Origin of the sequence: Martelella lutilitoris (assembly GCF_005924265.1) — a bacterium.
In the GTDB taxonomy this organism is placed as follows: domain Bacteria; phylum Pseudomonadota; class Alphaproteobacteria; order Rhizobiales; family Rhizobiaceae; genus Martelella; species Martelella lutilitoris.
In genome coordinates, this window is the sequence record NZ_VCLB01000003.1 from 171,808 (window position 1) to 197,557 (window position 25,750).

The 25,750-nt window shown below is 61.6% G+C and carries 18 protein-coding genes and 1 tRNA gene; 6 read left to right on the plus strand and 13 right to left on the minus strand.

Annotated features, from left to right (window positions below):
• Positions 1-37 precede the first annotated feature (37 nt).
• Together FF124_RS05905 and FF124_RS05910 are read left to right on the plus strand one after the other, a co-directional pair.
• Positions 38-454, plus strand: coding sequence for a tellurite resistance TerB family protein (locus FF124_RS05905; RefSeq protein ID WP_138747566.1), 417 nt, complete (start codon positions 38-40; stop codon positions 452-454).
• Positions 455-620: 166 nt separating this feature from the next.
• On the plus strand, positions 621-2,561 hold the full coding sequence (locus FF124_RS05910; protein ID WP_138747567.1) for a glycosyltransferase family 2 protein: 1,941 nt from the start codon (positions 621-623) through the stop codon (positions 2,559-2,561).
• Positions 2,562-2,598: 37 nt separating this feature from the next.
• Here the strand turns inward: FF124_RS05910 and FF124_RS05915 are convergent.
• Positions 2,599-2,672 (minus strand) — tRNA-Gly (locus FF124_RS05915).
• Positions 2,673-3,083: 411 nt separating this feature from the next.
• On the opposite strand from FF124_RS05915, the gene FF124_RS05920 reads away from it, so the two are divergent.
• The gene (locus FF124_RS05920) at positions 3,084-4,133 is read left to right on the plus strand and encodes a DUF475 domain-containing protein (protein ID WP_138747568.1); all 1,050 of its coding nucleotides are present in this window, start codon (positions 3,084-3,086) and stop codon (positions 4,131-4,133) included.
• A gap of 208 nt (positions 4,134-4,341) precedes the next feature.
• On the opposite strand, the gene FF124_RS05925 is transcribed toward FF124_RS05920, so the two are convergent.
• The gene (locus FF124_RS05925) at positions 4,342-7,845 is read right to left on the minus strand and encodes a PAS domain-containing hybrid sensor histidine kinase/response regulator (RefSeq protein ID WP_138747569.1); all 3,504 of its coding nucleotides are present in this window, start codon (positions 7,843-7,845) and stop codon (positions 4,342-4,344) included.
• A gap of 164 nt (positions 7,846-8,009) precedes the next feature.
• On the opposite strand from FF124_RS05925, the gene FF124_RS05930 reads away from it, so the two are divergent.
• Positions 8,010-9,176, plus strand: coding sequence for a pyridoxal phosphate-dependent aminotransferase (locus FF124_RS05930; RefSeq protein ID WP_138747570.1), 1,167 nt, complete (start codon positions 8,010-8,012; stop codon positions 9,174-9,176).
• Positions 9,177-9,305: 129 nt separating this feature from the next.
• Here FF124_RS05930 and FF124_RS05935 read toward each other — a convergent pair whose 3' ends face one another.
• Positions 9,306-9,902, minus strand: a complete 597-nt coding sequence (locus tag FF124_RS05935) for a TetR/AcrR family transcriptional regulator (protein ID WP_138747571.1) — start codon at positions 9,900-9,902, stop codon at positions 9,306-9,308.
• Positions 9,903-10,061: 159 nt separating this feature from the next.
• Between FF124_RS05935 and FF124_RS05940 the strand changes: the two genes are divergently transcribed.
• A complete protein-coding gene (locus FF124_RS05940; protein ID WP_187326830.1) occupies positions 10,062-11,237 on the plus strand; it encodes an HlyD family secretion protein in 1,176 nt (391 codons plus the stop codon).
• Positions 11,230-12,774, plus strand: coding sequence for a DHA2 family efflux MFS transporter permease subunit (locus tag FF124_RS05945; RefSeq protein WP_138747573.1), 1,545 nt, complete (start codon positions 11,230-11,232; stop codon positions 12,772-12,774). The genes FF124_RS05940 and FF124_RS05945 overlap by 8 nt, the downstream gene beginning before the upstream one ends.
• 21 nt (positions 12,775-12,795) lie before the next feature.
• On the opposite strand, the gene galE is transcribed toward FF124_RS05945, so the two are convergent.
• The 10 genes from galE to FF124_RS05995 all read right to left on the minus strand — a co-directional run bounded on the left by galE (position 12,796) and on the right by FF124_RS05995 (position 25,497).
• Positions 12,796-13,788 (minus strand): UDP-glucose 4-epimerase GalE, encoded by a 993-nt coding sequence (galE, locus tag FF124_RS05950; RefSeq protein WP_138747574.1) that lies wholly within the window; start codon positions 13,786-13,788, stop codon positions 12,796-12,798.
• Positions 13,789-13,842: 54 nt separating this feature from the next.
• On the minus strand, positions 13,843-16,863 hold the full coding sequence (gene lacZ, locus FF124_RS05955) for a beta-galactosidase, LacZ type (RefSeq protein WP_138747575.1): 3,021 nt from the start codon (positions 16,861-16,863) through the stop codon (positions 13,843-13,845).
• 78 nt (positions 16,864-16,941) lie between these two features.
• Complete coding sequence (locus FF124_RS05960; protein ID WP_246072211.1) at positions 16,942-17,997, minus strand: UDP-glucose--hexose-1-phosphate uridylyltransferase; 1,056 nt, start codon at positions 17,995-17,997, stop codon at positions 16,942-16,944.
• 16 nt (positions 17,998-18,013) lie between these two features.
• Positions 18,014-19,171 carry a galactokinase gene (locus FF124_RS05965; RefSeq protein WP_138747576.1) on the minus strand — a complete coding sequence of 386 codons (1,158 nt, stop codon included), beginning with the start codon at positions 19,169-19,171 and terminating at the stop codon, positions 18,014-18,016.
• 170 nt (positions 19,172-19,341) lie between these two features.
• Positions 19,342-20,601, minus strand: coding sequence for an ABC transporter substrate-binding protein (locus tag FF124_RS05970; protein ID WP_138747577.1), 1,260 nt, complete (start codon positions 20,599-20,601; stop codon positions 19,342-19,344).
• Between the two features lie 14 nt (positions 20,602-20,615).
• Positions 20,616-21,350, minus strand: a complete 735-nt coding sequence (locus FF124_RS05975) for a DUF624 domain-containing protein (RefSeq protein ID WP_138747578.1) — start codon at positions 21,348-21,350, stop codon at positions 20,616-20,618.
• A 36-nt stretch (positions 21,351-21,386) separates the two neighbouring features.
• Positions 21,387-22,496, minus strand: coding sequence for an ABC transporter ATP-binding protein (locus FF124_RS05980; RefSeq protein ID WP_138747579.1), 1,110 nt, complete (start codon positions 22,494-22,496; stop codon positions 21,387-21,389).
• A gap of 30 nt (positions 22,497-22,526) precedes the next feature.
• The gene (locus FF124_RS05985; protein WP_138747580.1) at positions 22,527-23,702 is read right to left on the minus strand and encodes a glycoside hydrolase family 88 protein; all 1,176 of its coding nucleotides are present in this window, start codon (positions 23,700-23,702) and stop codon (positions 22,527-22,529) included.
• 3 nt (positions 23,703-23,705) lie between these two features.
• Positions 23,706-24,542, minus strand: a complete 837-nt coding sequence (locus FF124_RS05990; RefSeq protein ID WP_138747581.1) for a carbohydrate ABC transporter permease — start codon at positions 24,540-24,542, stop codon at positions 23,706-23,708.
• 13 nt (positions 24,543-24,555) lie between these two features.
• Positions 24,556-25,497, minus strand: coding sequence for a carbohydrate ABC transporter permease (locus tag FF124_RS05995; RefSeq protein ID WP_138747582.1), 942 nt, complete (start codon positions 25,495-25,497; stop codon positions 24,556-24,558).
• Positions 25,498-25,750: the final 253 nt, after the last annotated feature.

Below are 25,750 nucleotides of genomic sequence, written 5' to 3' on the forward strand. Positions count from 1 at the left end.
GCATTCAATCGCCCGCATTCAATCGAAAGACATGCCCATGAACCGGACACCGCTTAACCATTATGATGCCCTGATCTATGTGATGGTCATGGCTTCAGCCGTCGACAGCGCCATGAGCGACAGCGAACTTTCCCGCATCGGCCATATCACCCGCTCTCTTCCAGTTTTCAAAGGGTTCGACGAGGACCGCATCACCGATGTGGCCCATGCCTGCGCCGACATCCTGTCCGGCAGCGAAGGCATGGATATCGCCCTCGAAATCATCCGCGACACGCTGCCGGCACGGCTTTACGACACCGCCTATGCGCTTGCGGTGGAGATCATGTCGGTGGACCAGGCGATCCGTCCGGAGGAGATCCGCCTGCTGCAACTGCTGCGTGATCGGTTGAATCTCGACAAGCTGACCTGCTCGGCAATCGAGCGCGGCGCAATTGCGCGCTACCGCGCGCTTTGAGTGCATTTTCGGAATTTAAGACCGTTTTCGTTTCTTCAGGTTGAAATATTCAGGAATCTTTGCGTGTATAAAGATTCCTTACTATTACATGTTGTGATTTTTCAAAATTCGGCCTTTACTTGAAACCTGCGAGGTTACGCGCATAGCGGGTTAAAAGGAGGGCTCGATGAAGGCTTCGCCCTTGTTCGCATCATCGCGCCCAAGCCCGAAGTCATCGACCCGGCAACACGGATCCGTCGACGATCCGTTTGCCGGCGAACGGCGCATGCTGCGCCGGCTCGGCTTTGATGACGCGCTGATCGAACCGGCCGAGACATCCGCCCGGCGGAACGGCACCGCCATCGAGGACGAACTTCTCGCAGCGGGCGCTGTTGCGCCGGAGGCCTATTATCGCCGGCTCGCCTTTTATCTCGGCCTCCCCTTCCTCGCCTCAATCGATGCCGGTTCGGTCGCCGACCGGCGGAAGATCGACCGCCTGCTCGCCTCCCCCTCGGGCCTGCGCCTGGAAAGCGGCGAGGGCGGCGCCACATTCGCGATCATCCCGCGCGCGCGCGACCTGGCCGATCTGCACGACCGCCTTTCCTTCCGCCCCGCGATCCGCCGCGCCGTGGTGGTGACCATGCCGTCGTCGATCCGCGAGACCGTCTGGCAGGTGGGAGCCCAGCGCCGGCTCGCCAACACCATTCACCGGTTGATGATCTGGGAGCCACGCTTCTCGGCAAGGATCGTCTTCTGGGGCAAGCAGGGATTTCTGCTTGGCGGCGGCGTTGCCACCCTACTTACAGGCCTCGTGCTATTCACCGCCGAGACATTGCTCGTGACGCATATCCTGTTTTTAATGCTTTACGCGCTCTCCCTCATCATCCGGTTAGCGGCGGTGAGGAGCGGGCACAGACGGAAAGCCGAGCCCGCGGCGGCGGGAGAAGACGGTCCCATGCCCGTCTATTCCGTGCTGATCGCCCTTTACCGCGAAGCCAACATGATCCCGCAACTGGTCGACAATATGAAAGCCTTGAACTGGCCGGCCTCACGGCTCGACATCAAGCTTGTCTGCGAAGCAGATGACAGCGCCACCATTGCCGCCATAAGGGCTGAGAACCTGCCGCCGCATTTCGAACTGGTCTGCGTCCCGCCAGCCTTGCCCCGCACCAAGCCGAAGGCACTGAACTACGCGCTGTCCGGCGCACGCGGCTCTTTGCTGACAATCTATGACGCAGAGGACCGCCCGCATCCCGACCAGTTGCGCGAAGCCTGGCGGGCATTTCGCAAGGGGCCGGCCTCGCTCGGTTGCCTTCAGGCGCCACTCATCGTCGACAATATCGGGCAAAACTGGATCGCAGCGCTGTTTGCCTGCGAATATTCCGGACTTTTTCGCGGGATCCTGCCGTTTTTGGCGCGACACCGCTTTCCCCTGCCGCTTGGCGGAACGTCCAACCATTTCCGTACCGAAGTCTTGCGCAAATGTCGCGCCTGGGACCCCTACAATGTGGCCGAGGATGCCGATCTCGGGCTGCGACTTCATCGGCTCGGCTATCATTGCGGCGTGATCGGCAGGCCGACGCTTGAAGAAGCGCCGGTTTCGGCCGGAACATGGATCCCCCAGCGCTCGCGCTGGATCAAGGGCTGGCTGCAGACACTGTTGGTGGCCCTGCGCGAGCCATCCCGGCTCTTTTCGGAACTGGGCACGCTCGGCGCATTGGTTTTCCTCGCCAATGGCGCGGGCGTCATCCTTTCATCGCTTCTGCATCCGCTTCTTTTCGTCGCGCTGTTCATGACGGCTGCGACGATCGTCCATCCGAACTATGATCCCGGACCGTTCCATCAACTGCTGTCTGGGATCGACATTGCCAATATTCTGGCAAGCTACTGGGTGTTCATGAGGCTCGGCCTGTCACGGATGGAACCGCAAGAGGCGCGGCAGATGCGCGCCGATGCGCTCTACCTGCCGCTCTACTGGCTGATGCTCTCCTTCGCCGCATGGAAAGCACTGGCCGAGCTCTATCACGCCCCGTTTCTGTGGCGGAAGACAGCCCACAGACCGAGCGGGACGAACGACGCTTGTTCAGAAGAAAAAAGCAGCGGGAGCAAAGGCCAGGGAGAAGGGTAAAACGCGCCCCGGCTTCGGTTCAGCAAGCCGGATCCATTGGAGCGGGTAACGGGAATCGAACCCGTGCGTTCAGCTTGGGAAGCTGACAGGCTACCATTACATCATACCCGCGCATGGCCTGATGGCGATCATTACCACCGCCGCAGGCTTTCCGGCAAGCTGAAAAACAGGTCGGCGACCCGCAGCGCCGGAGCCGACAGTCCATAATCAGAGGCAGCAACGCCGGAGGGGTTGACGGCGCGCGCGGCGTGGCTAAATCTGTGAGCGCCGATCGCAACAAGGCAGACCCGCAGGGGCCGGCCATTTTTTCGCGCTACGGGGCCATCCCCCAAAATCCGCGCACGACGGCAAACCCGGTGCCGGGCCCCTCTGGCGAGAGTTTGACGGCGCTCTCGTGATGTCGGCACCGCCCGCAAATTAGCCGGCGGACATGTTTATCATGCCTCACAACCATCGCGTCGGATCGCGTGCGCAAGGCGCATGCGCGTCCAACGACATCGCCGCACCATCGAAGGTGCTGCCATGACCTCCACCCTTTCCTATTTCAAATGGGCCTTCATCGTCACGGCGGTCGGCCTTCTGGCCAGCGGCGCCTACGGCTATTTCAGCTTCGGGACGAGCGGCGCCGTAACCTTCCTGTTCATCACCGCCGTGCTTGCGGTGCTCGAAATCTCGCTCTCCTTCGACAATGCCGTCGTCAACGCCAACAAGCTGAAAGCGATGAGCCATGCCTGGCAGCGGCGCTTTCTGACCTGGGGCATTCTGATCGCCGTTTTCGGCATGCGGCTCATCTTTCCGCTGGTCATCGTGGCGCTTGCCGCGAAGATCGGTCCGATGGACGCGGTTCACCTCGCCTTTGCCGAGCCGCGCGCCTATGCCGACATCATGCATCATGCGCATCTGTCGATCGCGGCCTTCGGCGGCACCTTCCTGCTGATGGTCGGCCTCACCTATTTCTTCGACCGTGACAAGGATGTGCACTGGCTGCCCTGGCTGGAGGAGCCGATGGCGCGCTCGGCCTCGATCAAGGGCATCGAGATCGGCGTCGCGCTCATCCTCGTGCTGATCTTTTCCGGGTTTGTGGCGGAGGAGCGCTCGGAGGATTTTCTCTATCCCGCGCTTTACGGGCTGATCACCTTTCTCGGCGTCGAGATCCTCAGCGGCTTTCTCGATGCCAGCCAGGCCAAGGCGGCAAAGACGGCGGCGCAGGGCGGCCTTGGCGCCTTCATCTATCTGGAGGTTCTGGATGCGAGCTTTTCCTTCGACGGCGTGGTCGGCGCCTTCGCGCTGACGAAAAACCTGCTGGTGATCGCGATCGGGCTCGGCATCGGCGCCATGTATGTGCGCTCGCTGACGATCCTGCTGGTCGACCGAAAGACGCTGTCGCATTTCCGCTTTCTCGAACACGGCGCCTTCTATGCCATCCTGGTGCTGGCAGTGATCATGTTCGCCCAGACCCTCGTCCATATTCCCGAAGCCGTCACCGGCCTGATCGGCGCCGGGCTGATCGGGCTCTCGCTCTGGTCGTCACTGCGCTGGCGCCGGCAGAAGCAGGCAGGACAGACAGGCTAGAGCGCCGTGCGTCCATTCGGACGCACAAAGGACGCACTAACCTATTGAATCTACGCATCGTGCTTTCCGAAAATCGATTCCGATTTTCGGGCCGATGCGCTAGAGCATCAGGCGAAAAAGTGGCTACCGGTTTTTCGATCACCCGACGCGTAAAGCAAGAAACCAGATCACCGGGCGGTTCAGATTAACCGCCCGGTGATCCAGCGGCTCACTCGGCCGCTGCCTTGTGGAAGATCGCGATCTGGTTGAGGAAAGCGCGCAGCAGAGCCGGTTTCAGCGGCTTGTGCTGGACCACGATATCCTCCTCCGCCGCCAGATCGCGGACATCCTGGGTACGGTCTGCTGTCAAAAGCAGGGCCGGGATATGGCGCTGGTAATGCTCGCGCAGGGCAACGACCGCACGCACGCCGCTTCCGCCGTTGTCGAGATGATAATCGGCGATGATGACGTCAGGCATGATATCGAGCGCACCGGCGGCCTCGGCGCTGCGGGCGACATGAACGTCCGCGCCCCAGCCGCCGAGCAGAACCCGCATGCCCTCCAGAATGGCCTCCTCATTGTCGATGCAGAGCACCTTGAGGCCGGCAATGGCATGACCGGGCAGTCGGCTCGCCGGCTTCGCCGCCTGCGGCGCGGTCTCGCTGGCGGCGTCTGCCAGCGGCACGGTCAGCCGGAAAACGGTCCCCTCGCCCGGCGCGGAGGACAGCGCGACGGGATGTTCCAGCATGCGGGCCAGCCGGTCGACGATCGAAAGGCCGAGACCGAGCCCTTGGGCAGCGCGGGCGCCCTCATCCAGCCGGGTGAATTCCTTGAAAACGCTTTCCGCCTTGGAGGCAGGAATGCCGATCCCGGTATCATGCACCTCGATGATCGCCTGGTCGCCATGGCGGCGCACGCCGACCAGCACCTTGCCGGTGATCGTGTACTTGATCGCGTTCGACACCAGGTTCTGCACCAGACGCCTGAGGGCGTGGGCGTCCGAGCGCACCTTGAGCGACGACTTGACCACGGTGAAATCCAGCCCGCGCTCATCGGCAAGCGGACGGAAATCGGTTTCGACCCGCTTCAACATTTCGCCGAGGTTCACCGCGGCAAAATGCGGCTTCATCGCCCCTGCATCAAGTCTGGAGATATCGAGCACGGCGCCGAGAATATCCTCGACCGATTGCAGCGCGGAATCGATCTTCTCGGCAAAGGCGCGCTCCTCGCCATCGGCCGGCATGCGCTCACCGAGCGCCGTCGCGTAAAGCCGCGCAGCATTGAGCGGCTGCAGGATGTCGTGGCCTGCGGCGGCGAAGAACCGCGTCTTGCCGATATTGGCCTCGTCGGCAGCCGCGCGCGCAACACGCAGCGCCTTGTTAACCTCGGTCAGTTCAGCCGTGCGCGCGGCAACGCGCTGCTCCAGCGTCTCGTTGGCCTGCTTGAGCGCGAGATCGGCCTCCACCCGCCGCGTGATGTCTGTGAAGGTGACGACCATGCCGGCTTCGGGCATGGCGCGCGACTGTACCTCGATGATCCGCCGCCCCTTGTCGAGCACCATCGGAAAGGCGCTTTCATGCGCTCTCAAACGTCTGAGCGCCTCGCGCGCCTCATCGCCGGTGAGATCGCCGCGCGAGGAAAGCCGGCCCATGATGTTGATCAGCGGATAGCCCACCTGGCCGACCTCTTCCGGCAGGTCGAGCAGCGCGCGGAAACGCTTGTTCCAGACGGTGAGCCGGTTGGAGGCATCAAAAACCGCAATGCCCTGATCGATCTGGGCGAGAGCGGTCTGCAACAGGCCCTGATTATATTGCAGCGCCTCGCTTGCCTGGTCGAGCAGGAAGGCGGCATCGCCGGAGGCCGCTTCGGCGCGCTGCAGCACCAGCGACAGGACGAGGCGCGCCGAGGACGAGCCGATGGCGCTGCCGAGCAATTGCTCGGAAAAATGAATGAGCGCCATGTCGGCCTGCTCGTCATCGCCCATGCGTCTGCCGGCATTGCGCTCGAAGGTGGCAAACGAGCGCGCCGTGCGTTCCGTGCCGAGATAGCCATTCAGCGTCTCGCGCAGCATGCCGACGGAAACGCCCGTGCCGATGCCGCGCGCGGACGACTGCCAGCGGGCCTGGCGCTTGACGAAGATGCCGGACTGGATGCGCTCCAGCGGACGGGCCTGGCGGCTGAGCGAACCGAGAACGAGGCCGGCGACATTGATCAGCAGCGACAGACAGGTGACGTTGAGAAGAATATCGGCATCCGGGCCGACGAAAAGTCCGGTGCCCGGAATGATGAAGTTCATTACTTCGCCGGCAATCGCCGAATGGTCCGGCCCGCCAAGGCTCGGCACGAACAGCAGATAGACCCAGGTGAGAAAGCCGAGCGACAGGCCGAGAATGGCGCCGCGTGCGTTGGCCGTGCGCCAGACAAGGCCGATGAAGAGCGCCGGCGCCACCTGCGCGATCGCTGCGAAGGCCAGAAGGCCGATGGAGAACAGGCCGCGATCGCTGTCGATATGGCGGTAATAGGCATAGCCGAGCAGCATGACGCCGAGAATCGAGGCGCGGCGGATGTTGAGGAGAAGCGAATAGAAATCCTGGCGGTGGGCGCCGCCGGCAATCATGCGCCGCCTCAGCAGAATGGGGTTGACGATATCGTTCGAAAGCATGATGGCAAGCGCCACCGAGGCGACGATCACCATCGCGGTTGCCGCCGAAAAGCCGCCAAGGAAAGTGACCAGCGAGATCAGGGGTTGCCCCATGGTCAAAGGCAGCTGCAGCACATAGAGATCGGGATCCACGCCCGGGTCGAGCGTCATCGCGCCGCCGATGGCGACCGGCAGGACCAGAAGGTTGATGGCGATCAGGTAGGCCGGAAACAGGAAACGGGCGAGGCTGAGCTCGCCTTCCGTGCGGTTTTCAACGACGGTGACGTGAAACTGGCGCGGCAGAAGCAGGATGGCAAAGGCCGACAGCACGGTGAGCAGCACCCAGCGGCTGATTGGCGTCTCATAGGTGAGTGCTGCTGCGGCGGCGGCATTTTCCCGAGCTGCGGCCAGAAGATCGGCAGGTCCGTTGTAGAGAACGAACAGCACGAACAGGCCGACGGAGCCGAAGGCCACCAGCTTGACCACCGATTCCATGGCAATCGCCAGGATCAGGCCGTCCTGGTGCTCGGTCGCGTCCGTGTGGCGCGTGCCGAAGACGATGGCAAAGCTTGCGAGCGCCAATGTGACGGCAAGCGGCAGGCCGACGCCGAAGGCCGCGCCGACGGAGGGCGGATCAACCGTGCCGCCGACCATGACGGCAACCGAATCCGAAACAGCCTTCAATTGCAGCGCGATATAGGGAATGGCCGCAGCCAGCGAAATCAACGCCACGAGCCCCGCAACCATCGGGTTCTTGCCATAGCGGGCGGCGAGGAAATCGGCCGCCGAGGTCAGCTTTTCCGATTTCGCCAGCGAAACGATGCGCCGGACCACCGGCATGCCGATGGTGAAGACCAGAATGGGCCCGATATAGATGCCGAGGAACTCGAGCCCGCGCGTTGCGGCGAGGCCGACGCCGCCGAAATAGGTCCAGGAAGTGCAGTAGACGGCAAGCGACAGCGCATAGACGAAATTGCGACCCGACCGCGGCGCGAGTTCACGCTTTGCCCGCCGGTCGCCGTAGCTCGCCACGGCAAACAGGAGCATGATATAGAGCAGCGCCGCCAACAAGATCAGCCAGCCCGGCAGCATGAAACGCCTCCCTTCGGGACCTTCTCCACCATAGGCTATCGGCGTCCGGTTTCAAATGCGACTGTCGCAGCAGATACCATCACAAAAAACAATGATTTCGTTCCTGAATTTGATGGAATGCAGGCCGTTCTCCGCATTAAAACGGATTGAGCACGGAGAACCGCATGTCACTCACGAAAAGCCTCAGCCTCAGGGCACAGGACGCGCCGGAAAGCGGCATTGTCGAAATCATCAATTACGGTCGCGACCGCGACAGGCTTCTGCCGCTCTGGGCGGGCGAGGGCGACCTGCCGACCCCGCAGTTCATCCGTGATGCGGCCAAGGCGGCGCTCGACAATGGCGAGACCTTCTATACCCATCAGCGCGGCATCCCGCCGCTGCGCGCCGCGATCGCCGATTACTACGCCCGCCATTTCGGCGCGAAGCTTGCGCCGGAACATGTCTATGTCACCGGCTCCGGCATGCATGCGATCAAGATCATGGTCGAGGCGATGACGGAGCCCGGCGACGAGGCGATCTACTTCACCCCCGCCTGGCCGAATATCGCCGCAGCGCTCGGCGTTTCCGGGGCGCAGAAGGTCGGCGTGCCGCTGGAATTCGCCGATGGTCGCTGGAACCTCGATCCGGCCCGCGTCGAAGCCGCAATCACAGACAAGACGCGGATGATCTTCGTCAACACGCCGGCCAATCCGACCGGCTGGACGGCAAGCCTTGAGGACCTGTCGGCGCTGCTTGATATCGCGCGCCGCCACGGCATCTGGATCCTCGCCGACGAGATCTACGCGCTCTATCACTTCGCCGGCGGCCGCGCGCCCTCCTTCCTCGATATCAAGGAAGACGGCGACCGGATCGTGTTCATCAATTCCTTCTCCAAGAACTGGTCGATGACCGGCTGGCGCATCGGATGGCTGGTCGCCCCGCCGGAACTCGGCGACACGATCGAGAACCTTGTTCAGTACACGACCTCGGGCGTTGCCCAGTTTATGCAGCAGGGCGCGCTCGCCGCAATCCGAGACGGGGACGCTGTGATTGCGGAAAATTACGAGCGGGCGCGGGCCGGACGCGACATTTTCTGCGACCGGCTGTTGACCACCAATCGGGTGGAGACGCTGAAGCCCGACGGCGCGCTCTATGCCTTTCTCAAGGTCGACGGGCTGACTGACAGCCGAAGGGCCGCGCTCGACATCGTCGACAAAACCGGCGTCGGCCTTGCACCCGGCTCTGCCTTCGGTCCCGGCGGCGAGCCCTTTCTCCGGGCCTGTTTCCTGCGCAATGCCGGCCAGTTGGAAGACGCGGCCGAGCGTCTGGCGGATTATATCGGCAGGCTTTAGGGGCGTTGCCGGCCGGAAAGGCCCTGATAGCCTTGCCGTCTCCCCAACATTCTCCCCCCTTGAGGGGGAGATGAATTGGAGCGGAAGCATGGAATACAAAACCCATGCCCTTCGTCGCCAGTCGCATCCTCACCGCTCTCCCCGATACCCGACCAGCGGCAGGAAAATCTCGTCCACGATCTCTGAGACCGCCCGCTCACTGGCGGGTTCAAGCGTCATCATCATCTCATTGCGCAGAAGATCGACCGGCAGCGAGATGACGCGTGGGCGAAAGGCCCGGTCCTCGATCTCGCCGCGCGCGATCGCCCGGCTGAGCAACACTTCCATGACGTGCTGTTCGCGCGAGACGATCTGAGTTTTCAGCTTGGCCGGACTTGAATTTGTCTCGCGAAAGAAATCGCTGAGCTCCACCGAGATCAGCGCGCCGAGCCGCGTGCGCCTTTCGACGATATGGCGAAGCAGACCCATCACGTCATCGCGCAGATTGCCGGTATCCGGGATTTCCAGCGGATGGGCGGCGAGGTGATGGCGCATCGCCGCGACCGTCAGCTCCGCCGCATTGGGCCAGCGCCGGTAGAGAACAGGACGGCTGGTGCCGGCGCGCTTGGCAACGGCCTCCATGGTCATTCCCCCATAGCCGGCCTCCACCAGCATATCGAAGGCCGCCTCGAGGATCGCTGTTTCCAGCGCCTCGCCACGCCTGCGTTCGGACTTGGGACCTGTCATCTTCACCTCTATAAGAAACACGCGTGGATCCTGTTGACAGGGTGCGTTTGATACATTAGATACATCAATGTATCCTAATTGACAATGTCGCCCAAGAGACATTTCAGCGGGAACACAATTCTCAGCCGCCGCGACGGCTCTTATTATCAGGAAAAAACCATGAGTCGTTCAACCGATCAGGATGTTTCGGTCGAGCCGTCCCCGGTGATCGCCGAAAATGATGTCACCATTGTTCCCCCGACGCGCCGCCGGCCGGGCCGGTTTGCGCTGATGGCCTCCCTGCCAGTGCTGCTTGCCGCCGTCGGCGGCTATGTCTATGTCACCGGAGGCCGGGTTGTTTCCACCGAAAACGCCTATATCAGCCAGGATCAGGTCCGGATCGTGCCGCAGGTCAGCGGCGAAATCACTGCGGTCGGCGCCGACGAGAACGACCGGATTGCCAGGGGCAGCCTACTCTTTGCCATCGATGACACGACCTATGTGAATGCCGTCGACCAGGCGAAGGCAGCCGTCGCCTCGGCAAGGCTTGGCGTGGAAAAGCTGAAATCCGACTATCTGAAGGCCGAGGCCCAGCTTGATACCGCAAGAGAGGCGCTCGAGATCGCACGCACGCGCGAGACCCGCCAGAAGACGCTTCTCGACCAGGGCGCCGTCAGCCAGACCGCGCTTGATGAAGCCGACCTGACGCTGAAGACCGCCGAGGGCGCCGTTGTCAGCGCCCGGCAGGATGTCGCCAGCGCCAAGGCTGCGCTTGGCGGCGATCCCGACATCGAAACCGACAGGCACCCGGATGTGATGGCGGCTCTTGCCCGCCTTTCGGCAGCGGAAATCAACCTCAAGCGAACAAAAGTCACCGCACCCGCCGATGGGATCGTCACCCAGACGACCTCGCTGAGGCCGGGCCAGTATGTCTCCACCGCGTCCAGCGTGCTCACCCTCGTCGAAACCGGATCGACGGTGATCGAGGCGAATTTCAAGGAAACCGACCTTGCCCATATGCGGGCCGGACAGCCGGTCGCAATCACGATCGACGCCTATCCCGACGCGCCCATCAAGGGCACGGTCGAAAGCATTGGCGCGGGCACCGGCTCGGCCTTCTCGTTGATCCCGGCGCAGAATGCCAGCGGCAACTGGGTCAAGGTCGTCCAGCGCGTGCCCGTGCGCATCGCGCTCGCTATCAACGACCGGACGCCGCCGCTGCGCATCGGCATGAGCGCGACCGTCGGCGTTGACACCGGACACGCCCGCGGCCTGCCGCGCATCGTTTCAAACGGGCTGGCCGCCATCGGCTTTGGACAGACGGCCATCGCCGCAGACGGTGAGAAAAATGAGTGAGGCCACCGCCGAACCGGTGGATATGCTCAACATTCCCTACAAGGGGTTGTTGTCGATCTCCATCATGCTGGCGACCATCATGCAGGTGCTGGACACCACGATTGCCAATGTGGCGCTGCCTTCCATGCGCGGCTCGCTTGGCGCCAGCCAGGACCAGATCACCTGGGTCCTGACCTCCTATATCGTCGCCTCGGCGATCATCACCCCGGTCACCGGCTGGCTCTCCGACCGTTTCGGCCTGAGGCAGATTTTCATCGTCTCGGCGGCGGGTTTCGTCGTTGCCTCCATGGCCTGCGGCATGGCCTCCAGCCTGAACGAGATGGTCGCCTTCCGCGTGTTGCAGGGCCTCTTCGGCGCCTGCCTCGTGCCACTGTCGCAAACCGTGTTGCTCGACATCAACCCGCGCGAACGCCACGGCCAGGCCATGGCCATCTGGGGCATGGGCGTCATGCTCGGCCCGATCATTGGCCCGACGCTCGGCGGCTGGCTGACGGAAAACTGGGGCTGGCGCTATGTCTTCTACGTCAACTTGCCGGTCGGCATTCTCGCCATCGCCGGCATGCTTCTGTTCCTGCCCAAGACGCCGCCAAAGGTCCGCCGGTTCGACTTTTTCGGCTTTGCCATGCTGGCGATCGCCATCGGCGCGCTTCAGATGGTGCTTGACCGCGGTCAGGCGGAGGATTGGTTCCAGTCGACGGAAATCTGGATCGAGACCGGCCTGTTCATCTCCGGCCTCTGGGTGTTCGGCATCCATATCCGCAACGCCCGCGACCCGTTCATCTCGCTTCATGTGCTGAAGGACAAAAACCTTCTGACGGCGCTTGCCCTAAGCGCACTTGTCGGCGCCATGGTGCTTGGCGGATCGGCGCTCCTGCCGGCGATGCTGCAGGACGTGCTCGGCTATACCGCCAGCCGCTCCGGCCTGATCATGGCCCCGCGCGGCTTCGGTACGATGATTGCGATGATGATCTATGGCCGGCTTTCAAACCGGATCGACAGCCGCATCGCCATCCTCCTCGGCCTCGCGCTCACCGCCTGGTCGATGCACATGATGACGGGCTTTTCCGTCGATATGGGCGAGCAGCCGATCATCATGACCGGCGTGATCCAGGGTTTCGGCCTCGGCCTGGTCTTCGTGCCGCTGTCGACGCTCGCCTATGCGACGCTCGAATCGCGCTTTCGCGCGGAAGCCGCCGGCGTCTTCAACCTGGTGCGCAATATCGGCTCCAGCGTCGGCATCTCGCTGCTTTCCACGGTGCTGGCCTGGAACATCGCCACCAACCGCACGGAGATGACGGCGAAACTCGTCGAGGACGGGCCCCGCCTTGCCGACATCGCGGAGAAGACAGGCTTCGGCCATCAGATCCTTGTCTTCCTGGTCAATTCGGAGATCAGCCTGCAGGCTGCGATGATCGCCTATCTCGACGATTTCAAGCTGATGATGATCGTGACCTTCGCGCTGATGCCGCTGGTTCTCCTGTTACGCAAGCCTGGCGCCCTGAAGGTCTCTCCGAACCCCGCCGACGCCGGACACTGAGGTCCGGCGCATAGCCGGATCCTAAAGCTTCACCCGTCCCTTCACGAGCTGGTCTTCCCAGGCGAGCGCATGACGCACGATGGTTTCGAGATCATCATATTTCGGCTCCCAGCCGAGGATTTCGCGCACGCGGGCGGAATCGGCGACCAGTGCGGGCGGATCGCCCGGGCGGCGCTCGGCCATGTCGACGCGGAAATCGACGCCGGAGACCCGTTTGATCGCATCGACCACCTGAAGAACCGAAAAACCGTGACCATAGCCGCAATTGGCGACGAAATTCTCGCCGCCATTCAGAAGATGCATCAGCGCCTTCACATGGGCATCGATCAGGTCGGTAACGTGGATATAGTCCCTGAGGCAGGTGCCGTCCGGCGTCGGATAGTCCGTTCCGAAGATCTGCATGCGGTTGCGCCGTCCGGTCGCGGCCTGGGCGGCAATCTCGATCAGGTGGGTGGCATGTTCGCGGGTCTCGCCGGTGCGGCCTTCAGGATCGGCGCCTGCGACGTTGAAATAGCGGAGCGCTGCATATTTCAGGCCATAGGCGGCAGCACTGTCACGCAGCATCACCTCGGTCATCAGCTTCGACCAGCCATAGGGCGAGACCGGCTGCAGGTTTTGCTCCTCATCCAACAAATCGACGCCGGGTTCGCCGTAGACGGCAGCCGTCGAGGAAAACAGGAAGGCCTCGATCGAGGAGGCGACCGCCGTCTCGATCAGCGCCCGCGACTTGACCGTGTTGTTTTCGTAGTAGGTCAGCGGATCGGACACTGAATCGGAAACCACGATGGAGCCGGCGAAATGGGCAATGGCGTTGATCCTCTCATCGGCGATCAGCTTGGAGACCAGCTTCTTGTCGGCGATATCGCCTTCGACCAGCTTGGCCTTTTCCGGGATCAGTTCACGGTGGCCGGTCGAAAGATCATCGATGACCACGACATCTTCGCCGCGATCGACAAGCGCATGGGCCATGTGGCTTCCGACATAGCCGGCGCCGCCTGTTACGAGTATTGCCATTTCATCAATCTCCTTGTCAGCACCCATGGGTGCCCTCAAATCATCCTCGCCCTGTCAGCCGATCGGCGCGACAGAGAATGCAAGAGAAAGCGGCTGATGGGAAGCGATGCGATAGGGTTCGTGCACCGGCGCCCCCCAACTGTCATCCCCGCCAACGCCCATTTGCCGCGCCGCAATCGTCACCACCGTCTTGGTCACCGGCGGCAGATGCTCCGGCCGCTCGGCTGTTTCAAGCTCCATCGTGCCATAGGGCAGCGCATTGAACTCGAACGGCGCGCCTTCGGCGACAAACCGCAGGCCCCTGCCCTTGTCGTCCGTCACCTCGGCAAAGCGCGTGCCCATCCGGTTTCCGCATTCCTGCGGCACGGAATAGGGCGACAGATTGCCGATGACCGAGCGCTCGAAAATGCCGAGGCGGGCGCCGCGGCACCGGTCGGTATAATTTTCCTCCGGCCCGAGCCCGTAGTAGCGAAAGCGATCGAAGGCCGGCGGAAGCGTGAACTGGAGGCCAAAGATCGGCAGGTCCGGCAATCCCTCGCCGCCGGGGAAATCGGCTTTCACATGAATCAAGCCATCGCGCCCGACCCGGTACGCTACTTCGGGTACGACCGGGACACCCGGAAGCGGAAAGCGATACCGCACCACCGGCTCGTCGCCATTCATATCAAAATCGACAGGCCCGCGTTTCGCATGGAGGTTCGCCATTTGCCAGATGGCATGGTCAAAGCCGTGATTGCGGCCGCGATCATTGTCGGTCATCGCACGCCAGAAAGTGAGGCGCGGCGGGCGATGCATGAATTCGATGCCGCCGGCCTTCAGCGACGTCATGCCGCCGAAGACGTCTGAAAACAGCGCAAAATAACCCGGCGTCTCGACGCCAAGATGAAGATCGCCGCGAACCAGTTCCAGCGACACCGGTTCGGGCATGACCGGCGCGCCTTCGACGGTGAAGACATGCTCGCCGAAGGCTATTTCATGGCCGGCATCGGCCCATGCATTCTTCTGCCTCAGGCAAAGCGAAGCCTGCAGGGCATATTCGCCCGCAGCCAGGTCACCGGGCAGTTCGAGCGGCAGCGTGGCCGTTTCGCCGGCTGCAATCTCCTGATCCAGAGCCGTTGAGAAAACCGCGACGCCATCCTTCAGCAGCCGGATCTTGAGCAGAAGAGTGGCGGAGGAAACGAACAGGTTCCTGTTGCGGATGGTGATCGCATCGCGCTTGGGCGTAATGTCGAAGGGCTGGTAAAGCGCCCGCACCTCCTGCACTTTCGGCGTCTCCTGCCGCCATGCCGTGACGATACCATCGGTGCAGAACGTATAGTCGGAGGGCCGGTCATCGAAATCGCCGCCAAGGCCGAGCCGGCGATCGCTCACGCCGTCGCCGAGCGCCAGCGCCTGGTCGATATAGTCCCAGATGAAGCCGCCCTGATACTGCGGATAGCGGTCGACGAGATCGGTATAGAGATGCATGCCGCCGCAGGAATTGCCCATGGCGTGGGTGTATTCGCAGAGAATGAACGGCTTTTGCGGATCATCCTTCAGCCAGGCCTCGACATCCTGCGGCCTCGCATACATGCGGCTTTCCATGTCCGATGTGCCGTCGAAACGCCGGTCGTGGAAAATGCCTTCATAGTGCACGAGCCGCGAGGGATCGCGGTCGCGAAACCAGTTCGACATGTCAAAAATGACGCTGCCGCCGAAGCTTTCATTGCCGCAGGACCAGATCAGGATCGAGGCATGGTTCTTGTCGCGCTCCAGCATGGAACGGGCGCGGTCGATGACGGCCGCGCGCCACTCCGCCCGGTCGCCGGGCACCACCCAGCTTGGTTCGACAGCGCCGTCCTTCTGCCACGAGCCGTGGCTCTCCAGATTGGCCTCGTCGATAACGTAAAGCCCGTATTCGTCACACAGCCGGTAGAAGGCCGACTGGTTGGGGTAATGGCTGGTGCGCACGGCATTGATATTGTTACGCTTGAAGAAGCGAACGTCGAAGAGCATGTCGTCATAGGTCACCGCCCGGCCCCGCACCGGGTTGAATTCGTGCCGGTTGACGCCGTTGAAGACGATGCGCTTGCCGTTCAGATGCATGACGCGGTCGATGATCTCGAAGCGGCGGAAGCCGACGCGCTCGGGAACAAATTCGACGGTCTGGCCATCTGCACCGATCAATGTGATCGAGAGATCATAGAGGTTCGGCGCTTCCGCGCTCCAGAGATGCGGCGCGGCAATGTCGAAGACAAGGTCCATTTCCGGCGCGGCATCGAAACGACGCGGCGCGACAACCGCTTCGCCATTCCTGCCGGAAAGCGCCACCTCGATCGAAGCGCCTTCTCCCTGAACGGCAAGCTTCAGCCGCAGCCTGAGTTTCGCCGCAGAAAAATCCTCGGCGAGATCGGTGGTGACGAAAAGGTCTTCCAGATGGAGACCGGGCTGCTGTTCCAGCCAGACATCGCGGAAAATGCCGGTCAGGCGCCAAAAATCCTGGTCCTCGATCCAGCTGGCCGAGGAGCGCTGGAACACCTGCACCGCCAGCCGGTTTTCACCCTCCTCCAGAAGGTCGGTAATGTCGAAGCGCGCGGGCGTGAAACTGTCTTCGCTGTAGCCGAGGAACGCTCCGTTGAGCCAGGCGAAGAAGGCGGTCTCGACCCCGTCGAAAGTGAGGACCACCCGGCCGGTTCCGGCGCGTTTTTCGAAGGTGAAATCCCGCAGATAGGAGCCGACCAGATTGGCCTCCGGCACTTGCGGCGGACGCAGCGCCTCGATCCCGTCCCAGGGATATTGGGTGTTCACATACTGGTTCTCGCCGAAGCCTTGAAGCTGCATGTAGCCGGGTACGTCAATGCTTTCCCAGCCCGAACAGTCAAAGTCGCGCGCGTGGAAGCCGGCCGGTCGGTCGGCGACGCACCTTGCCAGCCTGAACGCCCAGCGGCCGGAAAGGCTCTGGCGAAACGGGTTTTCTTCGCCCTTCGCCGCAACCTCGGCGGACGGCCAGGCGATGTGATCGGAAACGGGATCAAGGCGGTTGACCGCGAAGATTTCAGGATCGGAAAGCCAATCGATATGCGGCTTCAGTGGCATTTTCTATCTTTCTGGGTCTTCACGCGTCGTGGCCGGCGGCAACAGCCGCCGGTTTCAATATCCTGGCTCTCCGGCCAATCAGTCTGCGAGATAGTGGATCTCGGGAAGCGCGCGCAGCCGGTCGGCCGCCTGCTCCGGCGTCAGGTCGCGCTGCGGCGAGCCGAGCAGTTCGAAGCCGACCATGAATTTCTTCACCGTGGCCGAACGCAAGAGCGGCGGCAGGAAATGGGCATGCAGCACCCATTCATCATGATCATCGCCGTCGGTCGGGCGCTGGTGGAAGCCCATGGAATAGGGAAAGGACGTCTTGAACAGATTGTCGTAGCGCACAGTGACCTTCGACAGCGCCTCGGCGAGCTCGTCGCGTTCCTTCTCCGTCATCTCCTCCATGGAGCGGATATGGCGCTTCGGCAGAACCATGGTCTCGAACGGCCAGACCGCCCAATAGGGCACCAACACCACGAAGCCCTCGTTTTCGAACAGGATGCGCTCCCCGAGCGCCAGTTCCTGCTCGAGATAGGCCATCAGAAGCGGCTTTCCATGCTTCTCGTAATAGGCGCGCTGGTTTTCCGTTTCCTTCGCCGCTTCATTCGGCAGGCTGCGGCTTGCCCAGATCTGGCCGTGCGGATGGGGATTGGAGCAGCCCATCATCGCACCGCGATTCTCGAAGATCTGGACGTGATTGATATCAGGGTGGACGCCGAGCTCCTCATATTGTGCCACCCAGGCATCGACCACCCTGGCGATATCGGCGACCGCCATGCGAGCCAGCGTCAGGTCGTGACGCGGCGAGAAGCAGATGACGCGACAGATGCCGCATTCACCCTCGGCGAGCAGAAGCCCCTCTTCGAAACGTTCTTTTGGCGCGTGCTCCGTCAGCGCGGCGAAATCATTGTCGAAGACGAAAGTGCCCGTGTAGTCCGGGTTGGTTTCGCCGTTCACTCGGGTATTGCCCGGGCAAAGATAGCACTCGGGATCATGGGCCGGCATCTCTTCGGTCACCGCATCCTCGACCTGGCCCTGCCACGGGCGCTTGGAGCGATGCGGCGAGACCAGAACCCATTCGCCGGAAAGCGGATTGTAGCGGCGATGCGGGTGATCGGAAAACGCATTCATCGGTTCAACTCCTCTCATTCATCCGGCCTCTCATTCATCCGACAAGGGGACCGGCGCCATCCTGCGGTGCGCAGGCAAAGATGTCGGAGGTATGGCCGGTGGCCTCGGAATAGGCCGCACGCACACTTTCGACAAAGTCATCGACCGCCTCGGCGGCAACCAGGCTGACCACGCAGCCGCCGAAGCCGCCGCCGGTCATGCGCGCGCCGAAAACGCCTGGCTGCGACTGGGCGATCTCAACCAGCGTGTCGACCTCGGCGCAGGAAATCTCGTAATCATCGCGCATCGAGGCATGCGAGGCGTTCATCAACTGCCCGAAAGCCTCCAGATCGCCGCGCTCCAGCACATCGGCAGCGGCCAGAACGCGTTCGTTTTCGGTGACGATATGGCGGCAGCGGCGATAGGTCAGCTCCGGCAGGAAGTCGCGGTTTTCTTCCAGCGCATCGAAGCTCACATCGCGCAGCGCCGTGATCTCGCCAAGTGCAGGCTGAAGCAGGCGCACGCCCTCCTCGCAGGAATTGCGGCGCTTGTTGTATTCGCCATCGGCCAGCGCATGGTGCACCATGGAGTTGGCCACAACGATACGCGCTCTGGGGTCGATCGGCACCGGTGTGCGCTCAAGCGTGCGGCAGTCGATCATCAGCGCGTGATCGTGAACGCCGTTGCTGGAAATGAACTGGTCCATGATGCCGCAGCGCATGCCGACATACTCGTTCTCCGCCTTCTGGCAGAGTTTGGCGAGCGCGACCGTATCGACTTCATGGCCGGAAAGCGAAAGCAGCGCATAGCCGACGACAACTTCAAGCGCGGCGGAAGAGGACAGGCCGGAGCCGACGGGCACGCTCGATGACACCAGAATATCGGCGCCCTTGAGCGTCGTGCCGGCCTTTTCGATCATGACGGCGACGCCGAAGGCATAGTCCGTCCAGTCGCCGCGCGGCGCGTTCGCCTCCGAGTCGAGATCGATTTCGGCGCTCTTGCCGTTGTTGAGGGAATGGATGCGGACGATGCGATCGTCGCGCGCGGCGGCTGCCGCCTGCGCCTCGAATTCGAGCGCGGCCGGCATGACGAAACCGTCATTGTAATCGGTATGCTCGCCGATCAGGTTGACACGTCCCGGCGCGCGGAAAAGCTGAGGGGTTCCGTCGAAACGCTCGGCGAAGGCCTCGCGCAGAAAAACGGTGTCGGACATTTTCCCTCCCTGAAAATAAGACGGGCGCATGTGATGCTGAATGCGGTTTGGCGTCAACCAGACTTGTCAAGAAGACTGGCTTTTTCCGGGCGGAAAACCAAAAAAAAGCAAGTCTGGCATGAAAGCGCGCCCCGACGGCTTTGCCGGGACGCGCTCTCGGTGCTCGGGACTTAGTTGTTCAGGATCTGCTGAACGCCTTCATCCATGTTCTTCAGGCCATCCTCGACCGAGATGTTGTCGGTCATGATGTTGTCGTGAGCTCGGTTAAGCACAACCTCGATATCGGCAGCCTTCAGGTTGACCGGCATTTCGAGATAGCTCTGGACCGTCTTCAACGCGCCCTTGCTGGTCTCGTCCGTCGGGAAGCCTTCCTTGGAGGTGATCGTGGCGAGCACCTCATCCGTCATCAGCGCCGGGAAGGTGCCGGTTTCGGCGATCACCTTGGCGCCTTCGGGACCGGCGATGAAGTTGGCGAACTTCATGGCGGCATCCTTGTGTTCGGAATTGGCGGCAACACCGATCGAGGTCACCGTGGCAGCCGTCGTGCCGGCCTCAACGCCTTCCATGTGCGGATAGCGGGCAATGCCCCAGTTGGTGGCCAGAGACTCACCCGAATCGACCTTCTGGATCTGGGTGCCGATGAACCAGCTGCCCATCGGCAGCATGCCGATCGTGCCGTTGTAGAACGGACCGGAATAATGCGTACCGGAAGTCTTCAACTGGGCGTAGGACGGCACGGCGCCGTCTTCCTGAAGGCTGAGAACGCGCTCATAGCAGGACTGCAGGAATTCGTAAGAACCGCCATCGAGCGTATGTTCGCCATCCATGATGCAGGGAAGCTGCACCGTGGAACGCCAGGTGTGAAACAGGCCACCATATTTCTTGTTGGCACCGAAGCCGGACGTCAGGGCACGGGCCTTGTCGGCAAACGCGTCCCAGGTCATGTCATTGGTCGGGTACTCCACGCCGGCCTCGTCGAAGATGTCCTTGTTGTAGTAGAGGATCCAGACATCGGAACGGAACGGCAGGGCATAGACATTGCCATCGACCGTCAGGGCCTCGATCAGACCGCCATAGGCTTTTGTGTCGATGCCGTTTTCGGCGATGTCTTCATTGAGCGGGGCCAGGAGATTGGCCTTGACCAGATTGGCATAGCCCGGAATGTCCTTGACCTGAACAACGTCGAGATCGGAGCCGCCGCCGGAAAGCTGGGTCATCAGCATGGTGGAAAAATCGGCCGAGCCGAGATCGGTATGTTCGACCGTGATGTCGGGATACTTGGCCTCGAAGGCGTCGATGATCGGCTGGTAGTAGGCCGTTGCATCCCAGTCCCAGAGCGCCCAGTTGATGGTCGTCTTGTCCTGTGCCTGGGCTGCGAGCGGCATCAGGCCGACTGTTGCCAGAAGGGTCAGTTTGAGCAGGTTCTTCATAGTCACTCCTCCGTTTAGACGCGCTTTTGCGCCGTTGCCATGGTTTGCGCGTCCGGACTATCCACCCCCAATATGCGGGAAAACGCGAAACCGGTTGCCTTGTGCGCCCCAAATGCCAGTGCGAGCGCGCCAAGGGAAAAGTTGAAGACCACCGGGGTGAACACGGTGACCGGATAAAAGATGATATGGACGAGCCAAAGCGCGGCGACGAAGGCGATCCCGGCAAGCACCGGCAGCGGCCGCGCGATCGCCGCGAGAAGCGCCGTCTGCAGCAGCCGCGCGCCGGAAAGCTCGAACCGCGTCATCGCCGAAAACAGGCAGACGGCCACGATCGCGACAAAGGCGATGACGCAGACGCCGATCGCCGTCGGCAGCACATAGACGAGCGCGTGGCGGGCAAGCTGGCCATAGATATAGACCGCATAGCCGGCAAGGCCGAGGACGAGCGCCGCGGCGAGCCCCCATGCCGTTGCCTGCAGGAAATGGCGGGCAAAGGCGCGGCGGAAGTCCCGCCAGAGCCAGACGTTTTCGTCCTCGATCATCACATTGGCGATGTTCATGCCGGCGGCGAGTGCCGCAGGCGCCGTGACCACGGGAATGGAGCAGACCAGCATCAGGATATTGAGCTTGAACAGGTCCCAGGCCTCGCGGACGAGAATGAAGGCGAAGAGGGCAAGCCCCTTCTTCTTCGGCGCATTCTTGGGAATGCCCGGCCCTTCACGCATCATCCAGTTGGTCAGCCAGTTCATGTCAGAACGCCTCCCGCGCCCCTCAAATCCGAATTGCTAAAAGAGGATGGATTGCTCCGTTTCCTTGTCGAAGAGATGCGGATTGACGAGATCGGCAATCAGATCGATGGTCTCGCCGTCCTTTGCCGTGCAGCGTGGGGAAACGCGCGCGATCATGTCGTGTCCATGGGCCGTCATGTTGAGATGGATCTCGGCGCCCATCGGCTCGGCCAGATCGACCAGCGCGGTAAACGGGCAGGTCAGTTCCGGCGCGATGTCATAAGGCTGGGATTCGTGGAAATTCTCCGGCCGAAGCCCGAGTATGATTTCCTTGCCCTCATAGGGTGCCAACCTGTCCGCCTTGTCGCCAACGATCAGCGGGAAGGCCGTTTCGTGGAACCGGCCGACCCAGTTGTCGCCGTCGCGCTCGACGGTCACCGTCATCATGTTCATCTGCGGCGCGCCGATGAAGCCGGCGACGAACATGTTGACCGGATTGTCGTAAAGCATCTGCGGCGTGTCGACCTGCTGGATATGGCCATCCTTCATGACCACGATCCGGTCGGCCATGGTCATGGCCTCAACCTGGTCGTGGGTCACATAAATGAAGGTGCTGTCGAGCTGGCGGTGCAGCTTGGTGATCGCCGTGCGCATCGAACCACGCAGCTTGGCATCGAGGTTCGACAGCGGCTCGTCGAGGAGGAACACCTCCGGATTGCGCACCATGGCGCGGCCGAGCGCCACGCGCTGGCGCTGGCCGCCGGAAAGCGCCTTCGGCTTGCGGTTTAGAAGATGTTCGATATCGAGGATCTTGGCCGTTTCGCGGACCTTCTGTTCGATCTCGGCTTCCGGCGCCTTTCTCAGCTGCAGGCCGAAGGCCATGTTCTTGTAGACCGTCATATGCGGATAGAGCGCATAGTTCTGGAACACCATGGCGATATCGCGTTCCTTCGACGGCACGTCGTTGACGAGTTCGTCGCCGATATAGAGCTCGCCCGCCGAAACCTCTTCCAGCCCCGCGATCATGCGCAGCGTCGTCGACTTGCCGCAGCCGGAGGGGCCCACCAGAATGATGAATTCCTTGTCGGCGATTTCCAGATCGATGTCGTGAACGACCGTCAGCGCGCCGTATGTTTTTCTCAATTTTCTCAGCGAGATACCGGACATAATCCTATCCTCTCAAAGCCGCCGCGGGCGTTACCAGTAGGAGGACCAGTTGCGCGAAAGCCGCGTCAACGCCTCGAGATAATAATAATCGCCCCAGGACACGCACTCGTCGACGCCTTCCGGCGTGCAGGTGTTGTAGGGGGTCTTCTTCGAATAGGTGCCGTGGAGCACGAGCCCGTTGGAAACCGCCGGATCCTTCACCGCGTATTTGTCAGCAAGGCTTTTCACGAAACGCCGGGCGATATCGCGGTATTCGCCGGCCTCGTCGCCGCCGACGATATCGGCCATTTCGAGCAGGCCGCAGGCGACGATCGAAGCGGACGAACTGTCGCGCGGCTCGTCATCGCCGTCGGAAAAGATCATGTCCCAATAAGGCACCATGTCGGCGGGAAGCCGCGTCATAAAGAAATCGAGCGCCTTCTTGAACATCGCTGCATATTCCGGCTTCGGGTCGTAGCGATAGGAGAGCGCGAGACCGTAGACCGACCAGGCTTGGCCGCGCGCCCAGTCGCTGTCATCGCGGTAGCCCTGCACGGTGACGCCCTTCACCGGGCCGCCGGTTTCCGGATCCATGAAGAAGGTGTGGTAGGTCGAGCCGTCCTCGCGGAAGGAATTGGCCAACGTGGTCGCCGCGTGAATGCGGGCGATGTCGCGGTACTTCTCGTCGCCTGTCTCGCGGCTTGCCCAATAGAGCAGCGGCAGGTTCAACAGGCAGTCGATGATGTAGCGATAATTCTCCCGCGCCCCCATTTCACCCCAGGCCTGGATGAAGCCGCCGACTTCGTGAAAACGCGCGATCAACTGATCGGCGGCAAGGATCGCGGCCTTTCGCCCGTCCTCGTCGCCCACCAGTTTCCAGGCGGCGACGCAGGTCGGCGAATAGAGGAAGCCCATATCATGATGGTCGACTTCTATTTTGTTTTCGATTCGGTGCAGAAAACTCTGCACCTGGATCTGTGCGGCGTGCCGAAACACCTTGTCGCCGGAAAGCTCATAGGCGAGCCAGATCTCGCCCGGCCAGAAGCCGCAGGTCCACTGGTCGTTGTCGATCGCCGGATAGAAATTGTCGACGCTCGAATGGTTCTGCTGGCGATAGGTGAAGGCCGGCAGATTGCGGCGCACCTGCGCGACGGCCACGGCGATCGCGTCGGCAATCTCGGCCTCGGAAATCGGCTGAACGGCGAAGTCTTTCTGATATATGGTCATGGTCTACCCCTTGATCCCGGCATTGGCGACGCCTTCGACGAAGAAGCGCTGCAGCGCCAGGAAGACGGCGAGGACGGGAATGATGGCAACAACCGAGGCGGCCATGATCAGGCCGTATTCCGCCGAATATTGCGAGATGAACATGCGAAGGCCGATCTGGATGGTCTTCAGGTCGGTCTTGGTCAGGTAGATCATCGGGCCGAGGAAGTCGTTCCAGGCGAAGACGAAGGTGAAGATCGTCAGCGTCGACAGCGCCGGCTTAGACAAGGGCAGCATGATCTTCCACCAGATCTGGTACTCGTTCATGCCGTCAACGCGGGCGGCCTCGCAGAGCTCGTCCGGGATCGACATGTAGAACTGCTTCATCAGGAACACGCCGAAGGCGGTGAAGGCCTGAAGCGCGATCAGCGCCCAGTGGGTGTTATAAAGCCCGAATTCCCGCATCAGGATGAACTGCGGCACCATGTAGACCTGCCAGGGCATGGCGATGGTGGCGATGTAGCCGAGGAACAGCACGTCGCGATAGGGGAATTTCAGCTTGGCGAAGGCATAGGCTGCAAAGGACGAGGTGAAGAGCTGCAGCAGCGTCACCATGATCGTGATCTTCGCCGTATTGAAGACGAAGAGACCGAGCGGAATCTTGGTCCAGATCTGCACGTAGTTTTCCCAGCGCGGATTTTCCGGGATCCAGTGGATCGGGAATTCGAACACCTCGCGGTTGAACTTCAGCGACGCCGAGAGCATCCACGCGAACGGCAGCAGCATGATGATGGTGATGACGATGATCAGCGCGTAGAGGGCGATCGTGGACAGCTTGATCTTGCGACCGAAAATTTGCATCTGACCCTCTCCCTTAATCAAGACTGCGCGAATAACGGAACTGGATCAGCGTGACAGCCAGAACCAGGACGAAGAGGACAAGGGCGACCATGCTCGAATAGCCGAGATCCCAGGAGATGAAGGCCTCGTTGTAGATGTGATAGACCAGCACCAGCGTCGAGGTTCCGGGTCCGCCCTGCGTGATCATGTAGACCTGGTCGAACACCTTGAAGGAGTTGATCGTCAGCATCACCGAGACGAAGAAGGTGGTCGGCGCCAGTTGCGGCAGCGTCACGTTCCAGAACTTCTGCCACGCATTGGCGCCATCCAGATCGGCCGCCTCGTAGAGTTCGCGGTTCACGCCCTGAAGGCCGGCCAGATAGATCACCATGAAATAGCCGGCCTGCTTCCAGATGCCGAACAGGATGATGGTGACCATCGCCCAGTCCTTGTCGGCGGCCCAGCCGGGCAGGTTCTTCGGATCAACGCCCATCGTGTAGAGGATCATGTTGACCGGACCCATTTCCGGGTTGAACAGCATGTTCCAGACGACGGCTGCGGCCACCAGCGAGGCGACATAGGGAAAGAACATCGCCGCGCGGAAGAAATCGCGCCCGAAGATCTTCTTGTTCAAGAGCATAGCCAGGCCGAGCGAGCAGGCCATGGTCAGCGGCACGGAAAACACCGTGTAGATGATCGTGTTCCAGAAGGCAGCCTGAAAGGCCCTGTCGCGGAAAAGCTCGAAGAAATTGGCAAGTCCGGCGAACTCGATCGGATTGGAGCCGTCCCAGTGCATGAAAGCAAGGGCGAAGGCGAAGATGATCGGGCCGAGGGTAAAGACGGCAAAACCGAGGAAGTTCGGCGCAATGAAGGAGAAGGCGACGAGGTTTGCCCGCCGCTTCTGCTGACGCTTTGTCAGCACACGGCGTTTCTTCCTCTTCTCCCCGGTCGCTAATCCTAAGCCGGTGGCAGCCACGTGATCCTCCCATCCTGCGGCCCGCCGCAAGCGACAGACCGGGAAAGCCTTTTACAGACGCCATGGCGGGCATCCGTGATTTTGGCTCATCCTATCGTCGGAAAAGATATAATACAAGTAGCCAAAAATGTATTTTTCTGACTAAAACTTATCCGACATATGTGCTAGAGCATAGCGAAACCCATGCCTCCCTCCGTTGACAGAGGGCCTCGCGGCCAGAGGACAGGCACGGAAAAAGAACAAGTTCATGCCG